The 15,377-nt window shown below is 60.0% G+C and carries 15 protein-coding genes and 1 tRNA gene; 7 read left to right on the top strand and 9 right to left on the bottom strand.

Annotated elements, in window-relative coordinates; all coding sequences use genetic code 11:
• Positions 1–83 precede the first annotated feature (83 nt).
• On the bottom strand, positions 84–1,010 hold the full coding sequence (rbsK, locus tag ACO06R_RS13255; protein ID WP_421850647.1) for a ribokinase: 927 nt from the start codon (positions 1,008–1,010) through the stop codon (positions 84–86).
• A 204-nt stretch (positions 1,011–1,214) separates the two neighbouring features.
• Between rbsK and ACO06R_RS13260 the strand changes: the two genes are divergently transcribed.
• Both ACO06R_RS13260 and ACO06R_RS13265 read left to right on the top strand, forming a co-directional pair.
• Positions 1,215–1,664: a hypothetical protein gene (locus tag ACO06R_RS13260; protein WP_421850650.1), complete on the top strand. Its 450-nt coding sequence runs from the start codon at positions 1,215–1,217 to the stop codon at positions 1,662–1,664.
• Between the two features lie 121 nt (positions 1,665–1,785).
• Positions 1,786–2,625, top strand: a complete 840-nt coding sequence (locus tag ACO06R_RS13265; protein WP_421859398.1) for a class II glutamine amidotransferase — start codon at positions 1,786–1,788, stop codon at positions 2,623–2,625.
• A 67-nt stretch (positions 2,626–2,692) separates the two neighbouring features.
• On the opposite strand, the gene ACO06R_RS13270 is transcribed toward ACO06R_RS13265, so the two are convergent.
• From ACO06R_RS13270 to ACO06R_RS13300, 7 genes are all read right to left on the bottom strand, one after another.
• Entirely contained in the window at positions 2,693–2,881 is a 189-nt protein-coding gene (locus ACO06R_RS13270; RefSeq protein ID WP_421850653.1) for a hypothetical protein, read from the bottom strand.
• A gap of 692 nt (positions 2,882–3,573) precedes the next feature.
• The gene (locus tag ACO06R_RS13275; protein ID WP_421850656.1) at positions 3,574–4,638 is read right to left on the bottom strand and encodes an ADP-ribosylglycohydrolase family protein; all 1,065 of its coding nucleotides are present in this window, start codon (positions 4,636–4,638) and stop codon (positions 3,574–3,576) included.
• Positions 4,631–5,650 (bottom strand): ABC transporter permease, encoded by a 1,020-nt coding sequence (locus ACO06R_RS13280; RefSeq protein WP_421850659.1) that lies wholly within the window; start codon positions 5,648–5,650, stop codon positions 4,631–4,633. The genes ACO06R_RS13275 and ACO06R_RS13280 overlap by 8 nt, the downstream gene beginning before the upstream one ends.
• Complete coding sequence (locus ACO06R_RS13285; protein WP_421850662.1) at positions 5,647–6,747, bottom strand: ABC transporter permease; 1,101 nt, start codon at positions 6,745–6,747, stop codon at positions 5,647–5,649. Before ACO06R_RS13285 ends, ACO06R_RS13280 begins: the two co-directional genes overlap by 4 nt.
• Positions 6,744–8,315, bottom strand: a complete 1,572-nt coding sequence (locus tag ACO06R_RS13290) for an ABC transporter ATP-binding protein (protein WP_421850666.1) — start codon at positions 8,313–8,315, stop codon at positions 6,744–6,746. Before ACO06R_RS13290 ends, ACO06R_RS13285 begins: the two co-directional genes overlap by 4 nt.
• Positions 8,316–8,385: 70 nt before the next feature.
• Entirely contained in the window at positions 8,386–9,417 is a 1,032-nt protein-coding gene (locus tag ACO06R_RS13295; RefSeq protein WP_421850669.1) for a BMP family ABC transporter substrate-binding protein, read from the bottom strand.
• Between the two features lie 21 nt (positions 9,418–9,438).
• Positions 9,439–10,164 carry a GntR family transcriptional regulator gene (locus tag ACO06R_RS13300; RefSeq protein WP_421850672.1) on the bottom strand — a complete coding sequence of 242 codons (726 nt, stop codon included), beginning with the start codon at positions 10,162–10,164 and terminating at the stop codon, positions 9,439–9,441.
• Between the two features lie 245 nt (positions 10,165–10,409).
• Between ACO06R_RS13300 and ACO06R_RS13305 the strand changes: the two genes are divergently transcribed.
• The 3 genes from ACO06R_RS13305 to ACO06R_RS13315 are packed head-to-tail and all read left to right on the top strand — an operon-like array spanning position 10,410 to position 12,885.
• Entirely contained in the window at positions 10,410–11,342 is a 933-nt protein-coding gene (locus ACO06R_RS13305; protein ID WP_421850675.1) for a nucleoside hydrolase, read from the top strand.
• Positions 11,336–12,238 (top strand): carbohydrate kinase family protein, encoded by a 903-nt coding sequence (locus tag ACO06R_RS13310; protein WP_421850678.1) that lies wholly within the window; start codon positions 11,336–11,338, stop codon positions 12,236–12,238. The genes ACO06R_RS13305 and ACO06R_RS13310 overlap by 7 nt, the downstream gene beginning before the upstream one ends.
• Positions 12,235–12,885 carry a hypothetical protein gene (locus ACO06R_RS13315; RefSeq protein WP_421850681.1) on the top strand — a complete coding sequence of 217 codons (651 nt, stop codon included), beginning with the start codon at positions 12,235–12,237 and terminating at the stop codon, positions 12,883–12,885. Before ACO06R_RS13310 ends, ACO06R_RS13315 begins: the two co-directional genes overlap by 4 nt.
• Positions 12,886–12,899: 14 nt before the next feature.
• Here the strand turns inward: ACO06R_RS13315 and ACO06R_RS13320 are convergent.
• A tRNA-Thr gene (locus tag ACO06R_RS13320) sits at positions 12,900–12,975 on the bottom strand.
• A 26-nt stretch (positions 12,976–13,001) separates the two neighbouring features.
• On the opposite strand from ACO06R_RS13320, the gene ACO06R_RS13325 reads away from it, so the two are divergent.
• Together ACO06R_RS13325 and ACO06R_RS13330 are read left to right on the top strand one after the other, a co-directional pair.
• Entirely contained in the window at positions 13,002–13,844 is an 843-nt protein-coding gene (locus ACO06R_RS13325; protein WP_421859400.1) for an NAD kinase, read from the top strand.
• A 124-nt stretch (positions 13,845–13,968) separates the two neighbouring features.
• Positions 13,969–15,354, top strand: coding sequence for a DEAD/DEAH box helicase (locus ACO06R_RS13330; protein WP_421850683.1), 1,386 nt, complete (start codon positions 13,969–13,971; stop codon positions 15,352–15,354).
• Positions 15,355–15,377: the final 23 nt, after the last annotated feature.

The raw sequence follows: 15,377 nt of genomic DNA on the forward strand, positions 1-15,377 counted from the left end.
ACATGGCAAACTCCGCTGTTGAAAGCCCGCCAAGTCCTACCGCCTTTCCGGCTGGTCTGGAAGCGGCCGTCCGTGCGTCTCGCTCAACTGCCCGCCAGCAGCGCGTCGATCTCGTCGCGCGACGGCATCGACGGAGCGGTGCCCTGCCGCGTCACCGAAATTGCAGCCGTCGCGCAACCGAACCGAACCGCCTCGACCGGCGAGCGGTTCTCGGCCAGCGCGACCGCGAAACCGCCATTGAAGGCATCGCCCGCGCCGGTCGTTTCGACAACCGGTCCGGCGTTGAATGGCGGGACATGTTCGGAAACGCCGTTGCCATGGATCAACGCGCCGCGTTCGCCCAGCGTGATGACCGCGGTGCCAACGCCCTTCTGGAGAAAAATCTCCGCTGCCGCGCGCGCCTGATCGATCGTCTCGACCGGCTTGCCTGTTATCGCCTCGGCCTCGGTTTCGTTCGGCGTGACATAGCTGCACAGTGCCAGCATCGCATCGTCCACCGGCGCGGCGGGCGCCGGATTGAGGATCGTCTGCGCGCCGCCCGCCCTTGCGATGGCCAGCGCGTGGTGGGCCGCATCGATCGGCTGCTCGAGTTGGGTGATGAAAACCGACGCCGATGAAATCGCGCCGGCGTTGCGGTCGATATCGGCGGGCGCGATGGTCGCGCCGGCACCGGGGCTGATGATGATCGCATTGTCGCCTGAAGCATCCTCGACGAAGATGTAGGCGGCACCGGTGTAACTGCTCGGATCGCGCTCGACCGCCGCCTTGACACCGGCGGCTGTCCAGGTCTCCATAGCGATATCGGCAAAGGCATCATCCCCTGTTCGCGAGATGAAGGTAACATCGCCGCCGGCTTTCGCAGCCGCCACCGACTGGTTGGAGCCCTTGCCGCCCGGACCCAGCACAAAGCTCTTTCCGAGGATCGTCTCGCCCATGCGTGGCTGGCGTTCGGCCCGGTAGGATGTGTCGGCCACGAAAACGCCGAGAATTGCGATGCTGCCGTCGGGCATTCGGTCTCCCCCTTTTGTTATTGCTTGTTGAAACGCCCGCAGTTGCCGGGACGTTCCGTCGCGTCGAAACAAGGGACGTATTCCCGAGTTTGTCAATCGGATACAGGCAATGGTTGATCGCGATCAACGCGTTGTTGGCCGAGGGCGGACAAACTCGAAGCCGTTTCGGGCTGGTATGCGCCGCAAACAAGGAACCAACCGTTGATGGACAAAATGGAACTCGAAGTAGACATCCCGCCCGATCGACTGGTTGCCTGGCTGCAGCACGACTTCGCGACCTCCGCGCAGCCGCGCTTCGAGGTCAGTGCCAATCGCGTATTCGTCGAAGAACCCGTCAGCGGCGGACGGGCCGGTCTTGATGTGAATGACGACGAAGCCGCGTTGTCGGGCTTTGGCGTGCTTGAAATACGCCCATTGCCGGTTGGGGTCGGCCGCTGGTCGCTGCGCCTGCAGATCGAAGATGCGCTGGCCGATCACCTGCCCGACGAAGGCGGGGTGCCCGACGAGCCGGAAGAAATGACCCTCGAAGGTTTCGAGGCGGCATTCATCGCGCCCGGCCGCGGCTTGAGTTACGCCACGCTCGAGATAGCCGACGAACAGGCCCGCAGCGGTTTCGACAGCTTTCTTTCAGACCTTCAGTCGGGCCGCCACTGATTTCTGCGACGGCACGAAACCGAGCGGCGTCTTTTACCGGCTCGATATTGTACAATGCCAGTTCGGGCCGCTAACCTGCGCGTTCAGCCGCGCTTCAACGGAGAACAGGCCTTTGTGCCGATTGTTTGCCATGCGGGCCAGCGCGCCCACCCGAGTCGAATGCAGCCTTGTCGAGGCGCAAAACGCGCTGATGCGGCAAAGCCGGATGGATTCGCAGGGCATCGTGCATGGCCATGGCTGGGGCGTTGCCGATTACCGCGACGGCCCGCCATCGGTCGAACGGCAGACCTGGGCCGCGTTCCACGGCGAACACTTCCGCAAGGCTGCGGCGCGGGTCTATGCCAACACCGTTGTCGCCCATGTTCGGCATGCAACAATCGGCGGCCCCGCACTGGAGAATACGCATCCCTTTCAGCATGGCCGCTGGACATTCGCCCATAACGGAATGATCCCGAATTTCCCGGCGGTCCGCGACCTGATGATCGGACATATCGACCCGGTTCTGCGCAACAACATCAACGGCGTGACCGACAGCGAGCACATTTTCTACTACATTCTGAGCCGGTATGTACGGCATCCCGAACGCCCCCTGATCAAGACCGTCCGCGAGGCGCTCGTCCAGGTGGTCCAATGGACCGAGACGGTCGGAATGACCGACGAATTCGGCCTGAATATCGTGCTGACCGATGGCGAGCAGCTTGTCGGATCGCGCTACGGGCGCACCCTGTGGACGCTTCGGCGCGACAGTGTCACTGTGTGCGATGTCTGCGGCAAAACGCATGTTCACCTTGCCCCCGGGCAGGACTACAGAGCCATTGAAATCGCATCCGAACCGATTACCGACGAAAACTGGCGACAGGTCCCCGAAGGTACTGTCTATGCCATTGATTCCAACTTCTACCTGATCACCGAGCAACTGTTCGCGGGCTCCGATCCGGGTCTGGTCGCGTCGGCCGGCTGACAGCCGAGTGTTCCAAAGGCCGGGCCGGCCTATCCCCGCGTGAAAACGAAAAAGCGATCTTCGCAGCCTAGCCCGGGTTTGGCATCGTCCTCGAATTCAACTGTCCGTCCGGCTCGTGATAGATCCAGCCCGCCTCTCCCGATAGCGCCTCCTCGCGGATCAAAGGTGTGATCCCGAAGAAGCGGCGCGAGCGGCCGAGCGTCTGATACTCGATGCAGGCTGTGGTTCTCTCTGGCAGAGACTGTCCGTCGAACATCGCCACATCGCCGTCCAACCGTCCATGCAGCCGAGCATCACCCGCCACATTGCAAGGGGGCCAATGCCTGCCGGGGCATCGTCATAGCGCGAAGGGGATCTTCACCGCCGCTTCGGACGTGTTGTTATGTAGTGTGACCATGAATCCCGGCCTGTGAAAGACCCTGTCGGGACCGGGAAGTAGCGAATTTGATCGACTTTTCGGACGATCGGCTTCTCCGACAGTTCTGTGCCGATCTCGTCCCTGCTGTGGGCTCCGGCATTCGATCGCTCGTACCTTCCGCCTTCTCGGCCGGGGTCGCAAAACGGCAATTCCCGTCCAGTGCGCAGACGAAGGTGTTTTCATCCGTCCCGCTGGCCAGGACCGGTGTCGGCAGGAACGTGAATGAATACGCAAGCGCGCTCACAGCGCCGAAAAAGCCGATGGAAATACATCCTCCTGCAATCAATTATGTGCCAATGTTGCAACTCGCTCACCTAACGTCATTGCAAAAATGATGAGATGTGTCACTGCTGCCGCCTTACGCGAAACTGCCTGCAAAACCGGTTTGCCCGCGGGAAGACGTGGAGAGCAATTCCTTGATCGATACGCTGGAGGAGCGCGGACCGCACTCCTCCAGCTATCCCCCTCTGTCCAGCCTCTTTCGTGGGCTGATTAGGTCAGAGCGTTAATCAATGCACTCAATCGAAAGATCACGCGGTCACGCGTGCCCGAAACGCGTCCGCCAAGTCGATCGCCAACCGGCGCAGGTCGAACTCCGGATTGGCAGCGATAAACTCCCGGACAATCGCATCTGGAATGGCGCTACAGCCGTTGAAGACTCCGGCAATCGATCCCGCCATGGTCGCGATAGAATCGCTGTCATTGCCGATCGACGCACCGAGCCGGACCGTGTGCCAGGGATCGAAATCGGCATAAGCCAGGATCGCGATCGCACATGGAACCGACTCTGCCGCGAATACCGAATTGCCGATTTCCGCTTCCAGCCATGCAAGAAACCGTGTGTCGTCTTCGCACGCCGAAGCGATTTCGAGCGCCCTGTTCAGTCGGGCCTGAAATCTGGGACCAGCTTCAAGCCTGGCGTGTTTTGCAGCCAGTTTGCGCCCTTCAAGCGCGCCTTGAATGCACCCGTCAATAACTTCGCCGGGCGAATCCGCGACCATCGCCGCCGACACGCCGCCGGAGATCGAACAGGCAGCTTCGATTGCGACACTCGCATCGTGGGAAGGCAGGCACGTTTTCAAGGTGTATTCGGCGGTTTTTGCAATATCACCGGAAAAACACATGCCGACAGGTGCTGCACGCATGGCCGCGCCATTTGTTGCGCCGACATTGGTCATCTTTCTGTCGGACGCGCCTATCAGCCCAAATCGTGTCGGATCCTCTCCCTTGCGAAGCGCGGAGACCATTGCCTCTGTGCTCGGCCCCATGAACCCGGCCTTTGGCGAGGTGTGGTGCCAGTCGAGCAGACAGGCGATCCAGTCCTTGTTCTCGAAGGCCGGCCCATGTTGCGCCAATGCGCCCGCGAGATAGTACATCTGACTGGCGTCATCCGTAATCTCGGCGATCTTGCCATGATTGGCGCCGGCAAATGTGTCGGGCGGTGGCGTATAAAACCTTTCGATCAGTCCCGGACCAAACCGCTCGACAATTTCGCTCATGGTGTATTGCTCGGTCGGCGCGCCGAGCGCGTCGCCAATACCCGCGACAAGTAGACCCGAGTGAATCTTGTCGGCCACCGATCCGGTGCTAGGCATGTTCCTGTCCCTTGCTTTTCCTGAGCGCCTGCAGTGCGCGCGATATCGCGGTCTTTTCCCGACGTCCTGTCACCCAGCTGAACAGCAGCAATGCGATAATGGTCAGCACGGGTGCGACCGCGAAAACGACCGGTGTCGGAACGCCGAGCAGACCAAGCTGAGCTGCAAAGACGCTGGCAAGTCCGAAGAAGGCTGCGGCGCCTGCTGTTCCGAGTACCGATCGTGCGCCAAGAAAAATGGCAGCCAGTGCGAGAAAGCCGCGACCGGCAGTCATGTTGGACTGGAACAGCGTGAGATATCCCATCGAGAGATAAATTCCGCCGAGGCCGGCAAGAAGACCGCTGAGCAGGATCGCGTAATACTGGATGCGCTTGACCGGCAGTCCGGCCGTTCGACATGCTTCCGGGTTTTCACCGACCGCTCTGAGGTGAAGTCCAAGCCGCGTTTTATGCAGGAAAAGCCAGACCAGGACGATCGACAGCAATGCAGCGTAGATGAGGATATGGTGGCCGTCACCGTTGGCGCCTGCCAAGAGCGCACCAATAACCGGCAAATCGCCCAGAAATCCGGGAGCAATGCTGGGGAGCGCATAACTGGTCAGGCCGGCTGATGACCCCTTGTCGCCGGATATCGTGAACAGCAGAAAGACCGTCAACCCGGCGGCGAGAATGTTGATACCTATGCCCGCGATGATCAGATTGGCGTCGAACTCCAGATAGAAAACGGCCAGGACCAAGGCGAGAAACACGGCGGCGAAAAGGCCGAGCGCAGCGCCGAACAGCGCAAAGAACAGCGGTCCGGCGTCCGGCCAGAGCACGGCCGCCCAGGCCGAACCAACGACGCCGGCAAAGGCCGCGATCAGCATCATGCCTTCGAGCGCGACATTGATGACGCCGGCAAGCTCCGAGATCAGACCGCCCAGAGCGGCAAAAACCATCGGCGTTGCCGCACGCAGGATGGCCGCGAAGAAGGAAACGGTCAGCAGCGTATGTAGGAAATCGAAAACACTCACGATCGGGCGCCTCTCAATCCAAAAATGCTGCCCAGTCGCGGCAAGAGTTTTTCGGAAACAATCAGGAGAATGATGATGGCTTGAACGACCAGCACCATTTCTCGGCTAACGTCGGTGGTACGCTCCATCACCTGTGCGCCGGCACGGAGGTAGCCGTAGAAGAGCGCTGCCGGGATGATCAGTCGAGGGTCGTTGCGCGCCAGAAGCGCAACCACTATGCCCTCAAATCCGAGGCCGATGGGGAAGTCCGTCGGCAGCCGCTTCAAAATCGCATTTGCGATATGGAAGCCCGCCATGCCTGCGACCGCTCCCCCCAGCGCCATCGACAGTGCCACCGCGCGCTCCACCGGCATGCCCATCTGCCGGGCAAAGTTCGCATTGTGGCCGACGGTGCGGATTTCATATCCGATGTTGGTTCGGGCCAGCAGAAAATATCCGGCCAAACAGACGATCGGCGCCACGAAAACCAGCACAGTGACATTGGTGCGCCTGAGCAGGGGCTCGAGGATCGCCGAGTCCTGAAAGTAGTGCGTCACTATGAAACCCGCCGTGGGATCACGCATGACGTTGAGGACGATGTAGATAAAGAACTGTATCGCGATCACGTTGAGCATCAACGTCGTCACGATTTCATTAGCCCCTGCCCGCGCCTTCATGATGCCCGGCAACCAACCCCAGAAGAAGCCGGCCAGCACCGCCGCGATGAATGCGAGCGGGAGCAGGATCATTCCGGGAAGCGGCAAATATATACTGACGGCGGCCGACGCCAGCGCGCCGAGAAACAACTGCCCGTCGGCGCCCAACGAAAATTGCCGGGCGCGGAAGGGTAACGCAACGGCGAGACCGACGAAGGCGAGCGTCGTTGAGTCTTCAAGGAACGTCCCGAAGCGGCTCATGCCACGCCAGCGCCAGGTCCCGTCGTCCAGGATGGACAGCGAAGGCAGCGGCCCCGTCAGGATCGCGGAATAAACCTTGCGTGGCTCATCGCTGACGAAAAACACGATGATCGTCCCGATAAGGAGCCCGATCGCGATGACGATCAAGGTCTTTCCGAACTCATAGGCTGTTCTCTGCCAGCCGCTCACGACGGAACTCATGCTGTGCACTCTTCAGGCCCGGCGATGACCGCCGATGCGTCAGCCTGTCGTTTCGCGCCGAGCATGTAGAGCCCGATTTCATTTTCGTCGGCTTCATCGGCCCTGAAATGAGCGACGATCTCCCCCTTGAAGAGAACGGCGATGCGGTCAGACAGGGCCATCGTCTCTTCAAGGTCTGCCGAAATCAGCAGAACCGCAGCGCCGGAATCGCGGATGTCCACCAAGCGCTGCCGTAACCCTTCGGCAGCACCAATATCGACACCGCGCGTCGGCTGTGCCGCGATCAGAAAGCGCGGGTTTTTCGTGAATTCCCGGCCCAGCACCACCTTCTGCATATTGCCGCCGGAAAGCGCGCTGATCGACACCTTTTCCGAGTTTGTCTTGACTTCAAAGCCCGAGATCATATCGCGGGCGGCCTCGCTCATTTTGTTCAACGCGCGAAATCCCCGATGCGAGAAAGGCTCGTCCCGGTAATGCGCCGCGACAAAATTCTCCTCGATAGAGTGCTCCAGAACGATACCGTCATGAATTCGATCCTCGGGGATGTTCGAGATGCCAAGGGAGCGCGCGTGTCGCACGCCGCGGCCGGTGAAGACCTCGCCACCTATCCGTCCGTGCCCGAGGGCCGGGTCCAGCAGGCCGATCATCGACTGGCCAAGCGCGGCCTGGCCGTTTCCCTCGACGCCTGCGATCCCAAGGATTTCGCCTGGGCGAATCTGAAACGAGACATCATCGAGACGCGCCCGGCCGCGCGCCGAAATCACGGTAAGCCCCTGAACATCTATGAGAGGCGGATTGTCGGGTTTGCTGCGCTGAGCCGCAATGTAAGACACTGGACGGCCGACCATCATTTCGGCGATCTGCAGCGGTGTGACGTCTGCGGCCTTGACCTGGCCGGTCAGCTTGCCGTCGCGCATCACCGTGACGCGGTCTGCTACCTCTTTGACTTCCGCCAGCTTGTGGGTGATGAAAACGACCGTCATCCCGCGCTCCGTCAAGCCGCGAATGGCGCTGAACAGATCGCGCGTCTCCTGTGGCGTCAGCACCGAGGTCGGCTCATCCAGCAGCAGAATTTCTGCGCCCTTGTAGAGGGCCTTCAGGATTTCGATGCGTTGCTTAAGGCCGACTGCCAGCGTCTTGACCTGCGCGCGAGGATCGAGCGTCATCCCGTATTCTTCGGCCAAAGCTGCGGTGTTGGCCTCCATCGCGCCGCGGTCAAGAAACAATCCCCTGATGGTCTCGTTTCCGAGCGCGATGTTCTCAGCCACCGACAGGTTCTCAACCAGCATTAGATGCTGGTGGACCAAGCCGATCTTGCGCTCAATCGCGTCTTGGGGAACGGCAAACTCGACTGGTGCACCGCCAATGCGGATTTCCCCGCTGGTCGGGGCCTCCAGGCCATAGAGCATCTTCATGACCGTCGACTTGCCGGCGCCGTTCTCGCCAACGATCGCATGGATCTCACCGCGCTTGAGATCGAACGAAACGCCGTCGACCGCTACGGTCCCGTTTGCGTAGGTTTTTGAGAGATTTCGTGCTTCGAGCACGACCTTTTCTTCGCCGGCCATGGCGCGCCTTCCCGTCAACAGCAACGGAGAGCCGCGCCATCAGAGCACGGCTCTCCAAATCAAGTTCCGATCAGAATGCAGTCGGAACTTCGATGCTGCCATCGACGATTTTCGCAGAAAGTTCGTCGAGCATGTCCAGCGTGTCCTCGGACACGTATTTCTTGGTGATGTCGTTGATGGCGAGGCCGACACCACCGGTTTCCAGGCCCTGAGCCTCGGGGAAACCGAAGATGTTTTCTCCTTTGAGATGCCGCTCCATGGCGCTCACCAGAGCATTATCGACGTTTTTCATCACCGAAGTGACGATCCGGTTGGCGATTTCAGGGTTGGATTCCATGAAGATCGCCGCTTGGTCGGAATCGACGCCGATTGCCAGACGCCCTTCGTCAGCGGCCGCTTCCAAGACCCCCTGCCCGGTGCCGCCAGCGACCTGGAACACGATGTCCGCGTTCTGGCTGTACTGCGCCAGAGCCATTTCCTTGCCGATGGCCGGATCGCCAAAGTTGTTGGCGTACTGGCTTAGAATATTCACGTCGGGCAAGACGGACTGGGCACCGGCCTGATAGCCGACGAGGAAGTCGTTTATAACCGGGATGTCCATGCCGCCGACGAAGCCGATCGTTTCTTCCGGGTTGAGACCGTCGCTATCTGTCGTGGTCAATGTACCGGCGAGAGCGCCAGCCAGATAAGATGCCTCGTTCTGCTTGAACAGAAGTGAATGCACATTCTCGCAACCGCACTTTGCGTAGTCGACGATCCCGTCGAAGAGAATGAATTTGATCTCCGGAAACTCCTGCGCCATCTGCTCGACATAGGAGACCATCGTGAAGGTGCCGGTGATGATGATGTCGTACTCGCCGCTGTCGGCCAGATCGATCATCCCGGATTCCCAACGCGTCGGATCGAAGCCGGCTTCGACCGTGCGGGTTTCGAGCCCCAAGTCGCTTGCAAGGCGATCCATCCCGCGCTGGGCGCTGTCGAAGAAGGACTTGTCGCCAAGCGTGCCGTTGACGAAGAACGCGACTGCAGGCTTGTCCATGGCAGCTGCCGGTGCGGTCACGACAGCGAGCCCGAGACCTGCGGATAGGAAGATGCTTTTCATTTTACCCCTCATTGGTTTGATCTAGTTGCCAATATTTCGTCGTCGCACGACCGTGTCGTAACTGTAGCTCTGGACATATTTCATCACGCAGAATTCAATTGGACGCAGGTCTTCGGCGACCGTAAGGCGTTCTATGCGAAGCAGGGGCGCGCCCGGCGGCACGTTGAGCCATTCGGCTTCATCGTTCTCCGCCGAAACGGCGCTGATGCTCTCCGCCGCATCGGTTAGAACGATGCCGAACTCGTTTCTGAGGATGCCGTAAAGACTGCCGAACTCGCCGAATTGAGCCTGTGTGAACCTGTCCGGATCATCGACACAAAGCCAGGAATCGTGGACGCCGATCGGCGCCTCATCTAACCTGCGGATCCTGCGGACGCGCGCTACCAGCGCGTTTTCCTCGAGCTTCAATGGCTCCGCCACTGCCTTCGGTGCGGCAATGGGACCGCAAAACAGGATTTCTTGATCCACGGCGCGGCCGTTGCGCGCCGCCTCGTCGCTCAGCCCTTCTATCGACCGCTGCATGTCCCGCAGCGGTTCGGGTGCAACGAATGTCCCCCTGCCATGCCGCGATACCAGATAGCCCCGCGCTTCAAGCAACTTGATTGCCTTGCGCATCGTTTCGCGACTGACATCGAATTCTTCCGATAAAGCCCGCTCGGACGGCAGCGCCTCACGCTCCAGAAAACCGCCGGCGTCGATAGCCTCGGCCAGCGCACTGGCGACCCGCATGTACCGTGACACGGTCATGCGACTTTCCCTGATCGAGCTAAGGAGCAGATGCGCTCGGCCTCCTGGAACTGCGTTACATTCACAAGACAATCTTGCGTTTTGGGTATATGGTACGTACCACTGAGTTCGATTGCAGTCAATAATGGGGGGACCAGCACGATGTCCAGTAGAACCGGACAACCAACACAGGCGCGTCTTCACCGCACACCATCACGGAAAACGCACTTGGTCAGCGACCCATTACCGCAGGCGCCTACAGGCCGATGACAAAGATCATTCTCGACTGTGATCCCGGCATTGACGATGCGCTGGCGATACTTTTTGCGTTGGGCGACCCGGATCTCGAGGTCATGGCCATTACCGCGGTCGCCGGGAACCGCCCGGTTACCCAGACCTTTGAAAATGCACGCCGGCTGGCGGCGTTGGCGGGACGCAGCGACATTCCGGTCTACAAAGGCGCAGCAGCCCCGCTTGGCGGCAGCATGCCCCGCACCAATCTCGTGCATGGCGCGGACGGTCTGGGCGGTGTGGACTTGCCACCGTCACAAGGTGAATTCCTGGAAAGGCCCGCTGCACAGGCCATAATCGACATTTTGGCGAACGAAGACGAAAACACGATTTCATTAGTCGCCATCGGCCCTCTGACAAACTTGGCATTGGCGCAGTCGCTGTCGCCGGAAACCTTTGCTCGCGCCGAGCGGTTGGCGATCATGGGGGGATCGGTCACGATCCCGGGGAACGTCACACCGGCCGCTGAGTTCAACTTTTGGGCCGACCCCATCGCAGCCGACCAGATATTCCAGAGCAATGTTGAAATAGAGCTGTTTGGCCTCGATGTGACCTCGCAGGCCATCTGCACGGAAGAGTGGCTGAATGCACTGGCGCGGCTGCCTGGCCCAGCCGCCGAACCGATTTCGCATATGATTGCCAACTATTTTGCTGAAGACCCGCTCTTGCATGATCCCTGCCCCATTGCTTGGCTCATGAAACCGGAGCTGTTTACATCGACCCCAATGCATATCCGCATCGAGACCGCCGGACCAAGATCCGTTGGTCAGAGCATCGGATGGATGCCTGAACGACCGGACAGTCCCGCAGCACCGAACGCCCGGGTTCATACCGGCGTGAACGCCGAGGGCCTGCTGACACTCATGTATGAACGACTTTATTCACTGGGCGCGAACTCAACATGCTGACTGTATTCGGAGATCCCACACTCGACCACATCTACGAGTTGAAAGATCCCGTCGTGCGCGGCGGCAAGATGCTGGGCCTGTACACAGAAGAAGTGCCCGGCGGGACGACAGCAAACGTAGCCTGCGCCGCCGCGCGTTTCGCGCTTCCCAGCCGTGTGGTCGGACGGGTGGCAGCCGGTGGAGAGGCGCAGCTACATCGAGAGAGTTACACGGCTTTCGGTGTCGATACGGATCGGCTGGTCGAGGTCGAAACCGCACGCGGAACCCATGCCATCATCGCAGTCGATGACGATGGGGAAAAGACGCTGATCTACGCGCCGATGGACGCCGCGCCGATTTCCCAAACCATCGTTTCAGAAGCCATTTCCGAAACCCGGTATGCCTATGTGATGGCCGCCGACTTCCAAACCATTTCGGCATATGCCGGCGAAGCCCAAGCGACGATTTGCGTGGATGTCGATGCCGCGGCGGGTCTGACATTGGAGCAGTTTGAAAGGCTCCGGCGGGAGACAGACATCCTGTTCATCAACGATATCGGCTTCAGGAAACTGACCGGCAACGAACCGGATCAGGACGGGATGCGCAGTCTGATCGGGCCTCGAACGGAAATTGTCTGCTGCACCGGAGGTGGCAACATCACCTACATGGCCACAAGGCGCGACGGCGCTTTAACGAGTTTCTCCCGTGCCGCTCTCCAAGCTGATGTCGTCGACACCACCGGAGCGGGCGACTGCTTCAACGCCGGTTTTCTTGCCGAACTTTCGCGCGGTCAATGGCCGGAGGCCGCATTGGATTTCGCGATGGCGGCTGGCGCTCTGGCAACCGAAACAAGAGGGGCTCGCGCAGCGGTACCGGATCTCGGGGCGGTGCGAAACCGCTTGGCAGGTGCGTCATGATACAGCCGGAATTCATAACCCTGACCGGTGCCGACCGAGCGGAACTGGCCGCTGACATGAATCGTCTGGCGGCTTCATACAATGGGCGGATCGAGTGGGGTATTCTTCTGTCGGACGAGCTTGTCGGCACGCCGCGTTTCCCGGCAAGCGATGCAGTCGAGACCTTCCGGCGCACAGGTCTCCGCCTGTCGGCCCATATTTGCGGGACGTTGGCGCAGCGCATCCTGGCTGGAGAAGACATCGCACTCGATCTGAGCGGCTTCAGCCGGGCGCAGGTCAACCAGCTGGGCCGCCACGCGTCAGCAGATGAAGTCGACAACGCCGTCGCGTTCGGACAAAGGCGTGGAATTCGAACCATCCTGCAATGCGGCGATGCCTATCCGGACGACCTTCGCGTCGACTGGCTTCTCGACAACTCGTTCGGCCAGGGCCGAGAGCTGTCGAAAGTTCCGCCGCTGACGGCAACCAGCGCGTTTTGCGGAGTTTCCGGAGGGCTGTCTGCGGCGAATGTCAGGGAAGTCATGACCCGGGCCGAGCCGCAGATTGCGTACCGGCGTTACTGGTTGGATGCGGAGTCGGCGCTGTTCGACGCGAATGGGTTCTCTATTCATGCCTGCATACGGTTCGCGCAGGCGGTCTTCCGCTAACTATCTGAAAACGCTGGTGCCCCCGGAGAGACTCGAACTCCCGACCCACTGATTACAAATCAGTTGCTCTACCAACTGAGCTACAAGGGCGTGCGGCGCGAGATATCATATACACCATTGCTGTAAAGAGACTATTTCAAAAGCTTGTGATAGGCGGATTGAATATCGCATTCGAAAGGCATGCCCACGCCATGACGCAACCCTCGATCGCCTTTGTTTCCTCCGACACGCCGGAGGCACGTGAGTCTGCGTCCTTGCTGACCACGCGGTACGGCCAGGAAAGCATCGAGAACGCTGACGTCATTGTCGCGCTTGGCGGCGACGGCTTCATGCTGCAGACGCTGCACGACTTCATGAACACCGGCAAACGCATTTACGGAATGAACCGCGGTTCGGTCGGATTCCTGATGAACGACTTTCGTGAGGAAGGCCTGCGTGAGCGAATCGATGCGGCGGTATCCGAAGCGATAAGGCCGCTGCGCATGCGCGCCGAGGACATGGACGGCAAGATTCACGAAGCGCTTGCAATAAACGAAGTGTCGCTGTTTCGGCAATCCTATCAGGCGGCGAAGATCGCGATTACCGTAGACGACACCCAGCGACTGACCGAACTGATCTGCGACGGCATACTTCTGGCGACGCCAGCCGGGTCGACTGCTTACAATCTGTCCGCACAAGGGCCTATCATTCCGATCGATGCGCCACTCTTCGCGTTGACGCCCGTTAGTCCGTTTCGGCCCCGCCGCTGGCGCGGCGCCCTGCTCCCCAATCGCGTGACGGTCCGTTTCACCGTTCAGGAGCCGGAAAAGCGGCCGGTCAACGCCGTGGCCGATCACACCGAAGTCAAATCGGTGCGCTGTGTCGACATTGCCGAAGCCACCGATAGGACGGCCACCATATTGTTCGATGCATCCCATTCATGGGACGAACGCATCCTCGCAGAGCAGTTTCGTTACTAAATCGATCCAAATGCCCGGTTTTCCGGGCTTTCTGTTGACAATTCCGCACGAAACGCATAGGCCAACGCGCATCAACTGTTGCGATGCAACAACACGTTTTCGACAAACGAAGCGCAGAACTCCTTTGGTATTATTCTCAGAACTCGGACTTTCGCAAAAAGTCCTGAACGCGGTGGAAGCCGCTGGCTACACCGAGCCGACGCCGATTCAGGAAAAGGCAATCCCCCACGCGCTGGCCGGCAAGGATGTGCTGGGCATCGCGCAGACGGGCACCGGGAAGACCGCGTCCTTCGTGCTCCCCATGATCACGCGCCTGGAACGCGGGCGCGCCCGGGCGCGTATGCCGCGGACACTGATTCTGGAACCAACCCGTGAACTGGCGGCGCAGGTCGAAGAGAATTTCAACAAATACGGTGCGAATCACAAACTCAACGTTGCCCTCTTGATTGGCGGCGTTTCCTTCGAAGACCAGGATCGCAAGCTGGAGCGTGGCGCTGACGTGCTGATCGCAACGCCCGGCCGGCTGCTCGACCATTTCGAGCGCGGCAAGCTGCTGCTGACCGGGGTCGATATCCTCGTCATCGACGAAGCCGACCGCATGCTCGACATGGGCTTCATCCCGGACATCGAACGGATCTGCAAATTGATTCCGTTCACGCGTCAGACGCTTTTCTTCTCCGCTACGATGCCGCCGGAGATAACGCGCCTTGCCGATCAGTTCCTGCAGGCGCCGGTGCGCGTCGAGGTTGCGCGCCCGTCGACAACAGCGGCGACTGTGGAACAGCGACTTCTCGGCGTTTCAAACAAGGATTTCGAGAAACGCGCCGCATTGCGTGATTTGATACGCGATCAGGATAACCTCAAGAACGGAATCATCTTCTGTAACCGCAAGCGCGACGTGTCCGAATTGTTTCGCTCGCTCGACCGCCACGGTTTCTCGGTTGGCGCACTGCATGGCGACATGGACCAGCGCTCACGCATGGCGATGCTTCACAATTTCAAGGAAAATAAGATTCAGCTGCTCGTCGCATCGGATGTCGCGGCGCGCGGTCTTGACATTCCGGATGTCAGCCATGTTTTCAACTTCGACGTTCCGATCCATGCGGAAGACTATGTCCACCGCATCGGCCGGACCGGTCGCGCAGGTCGAGAAGGCAATGCGTTCACGCTGGTGTCGAAGCCGGACACCAAGCACCTTCACGCCATTCAGGACCTGATCAAAACAGAAATCGAGTGGTTGTCGCCGATTCCCGAAGCTCAAGGCGACGAAGATGACGAGCGCGGGTCGGGACGCGGACGCAGGGGGTCCCGGTCATCGCGCGGGCGCGACAGCAAGCGCGAACCCAAAAAGGCGCGCGCGGTGGAAGAGGCTCCGGTCGCCGCGGCAGAAGAGCCGCAGACTTCCGAGCCCAAGCCGAAGCGCAAACGCGGCCGCAAAGACGAGGACAACTCTCCCGTACCCGTCGGGTTCGGAGAAGATATCCCCGCCTTCATGATGAACGGCCTTTAAGTGTAACTGGCTGAACCGGCTTC

It is taken from the genome of Oricola sp., assembly GCF_965230365.1.
In the GTDB taxonomy this organism is placed as follows: domain Bacteria; phylum Pseudomonadota; class Alphaproteobacteria; order Rhizobiales; family Rhizobiaceae; genus Oricola.

Excerpts from the sequence above, each read along its gene's own strand:
- ACO06R_RS13285 (WP_421850662.1), bottom strand. The coding sequence starts at position 6,747 with ATGAGTTCCGTCGTGAGCGGCTGGCAGAGAACAGCCTATGAGTTCGGA.
- ACO06R_RS13310 (WP_421850678.1), top strand. The coding sequence starts at position 11,336 with ATGCTGACTGTATTCGGAGATCCCACACTCGACCACATCTACGAGTTG.
- ACO06R_RS13315 (WP_421850681.1), top strand. The coding sequence starts at position 12,235 with ATGATACAGCCGGAATTCATAACCCTGACCGGTGCCGACCGAGCGGAA.
- ACO06R_RS13300 (WP_421850672.1), bottom strand. The coding sequence starts at position 10,164 with ATGACCGTGTCACGGTACATGCGGGTCGCCAGTGCGCTGGCCGAGGCT.
- ACO06R_RS13295 (WP_421850669.1), bottom strand. The coding sequence starts at position 9,417 with ATGAAAAGCATCTTCCTATCCGCAGGTCTCGGGCTCGCTGTCGTGACC.
- rbsK (WP_421850647.1), bottom strand. The coding sequence starts at position 1,010 with ATGCCCGACGGCAGCATCGCAATTCTCGGCGTTTTCGTGGCCGACACA.
- ACO06R_RS13290 (WP_421850666.1), bottom strand. The coding sequence starts at position 8,315 with ATGGCCGGCGAAGAAAAGGTCGTGCTCGAAGCACGAAATCTCTCAAAA.
- ACO06R_RS13270 (WP_421850653.1), bottom strand. The coding sequence starts at position 2,881 with ATGTTCGACGGACAGTCTCTGCCAGAGAGAACCACAGCCTGCATCGAG.
- ACO06R_RS13260 (WP_421850650.1), top strand. The coding sequence starts at position 1,215 with ATGGACAAAATGGAACTCGAAGTAGACATCCCGCCCGATCGACTGGTT.
- ACO06R_RS13305 (WP_421850675.1), top strand. The coding sequence starts at position 10,410 with ATGACAAAGATCATTCTCGACTGTGATCCCGGCATTGACGATGCGCTG.
- ACO06R_RS13275 (WP_421850656.1), bottom strand. The coding sequence starts at position 4,638 with ATGCCTAGCACCGGATCGGTGGCCGACAAGATTCACTCGGGTCTACTT.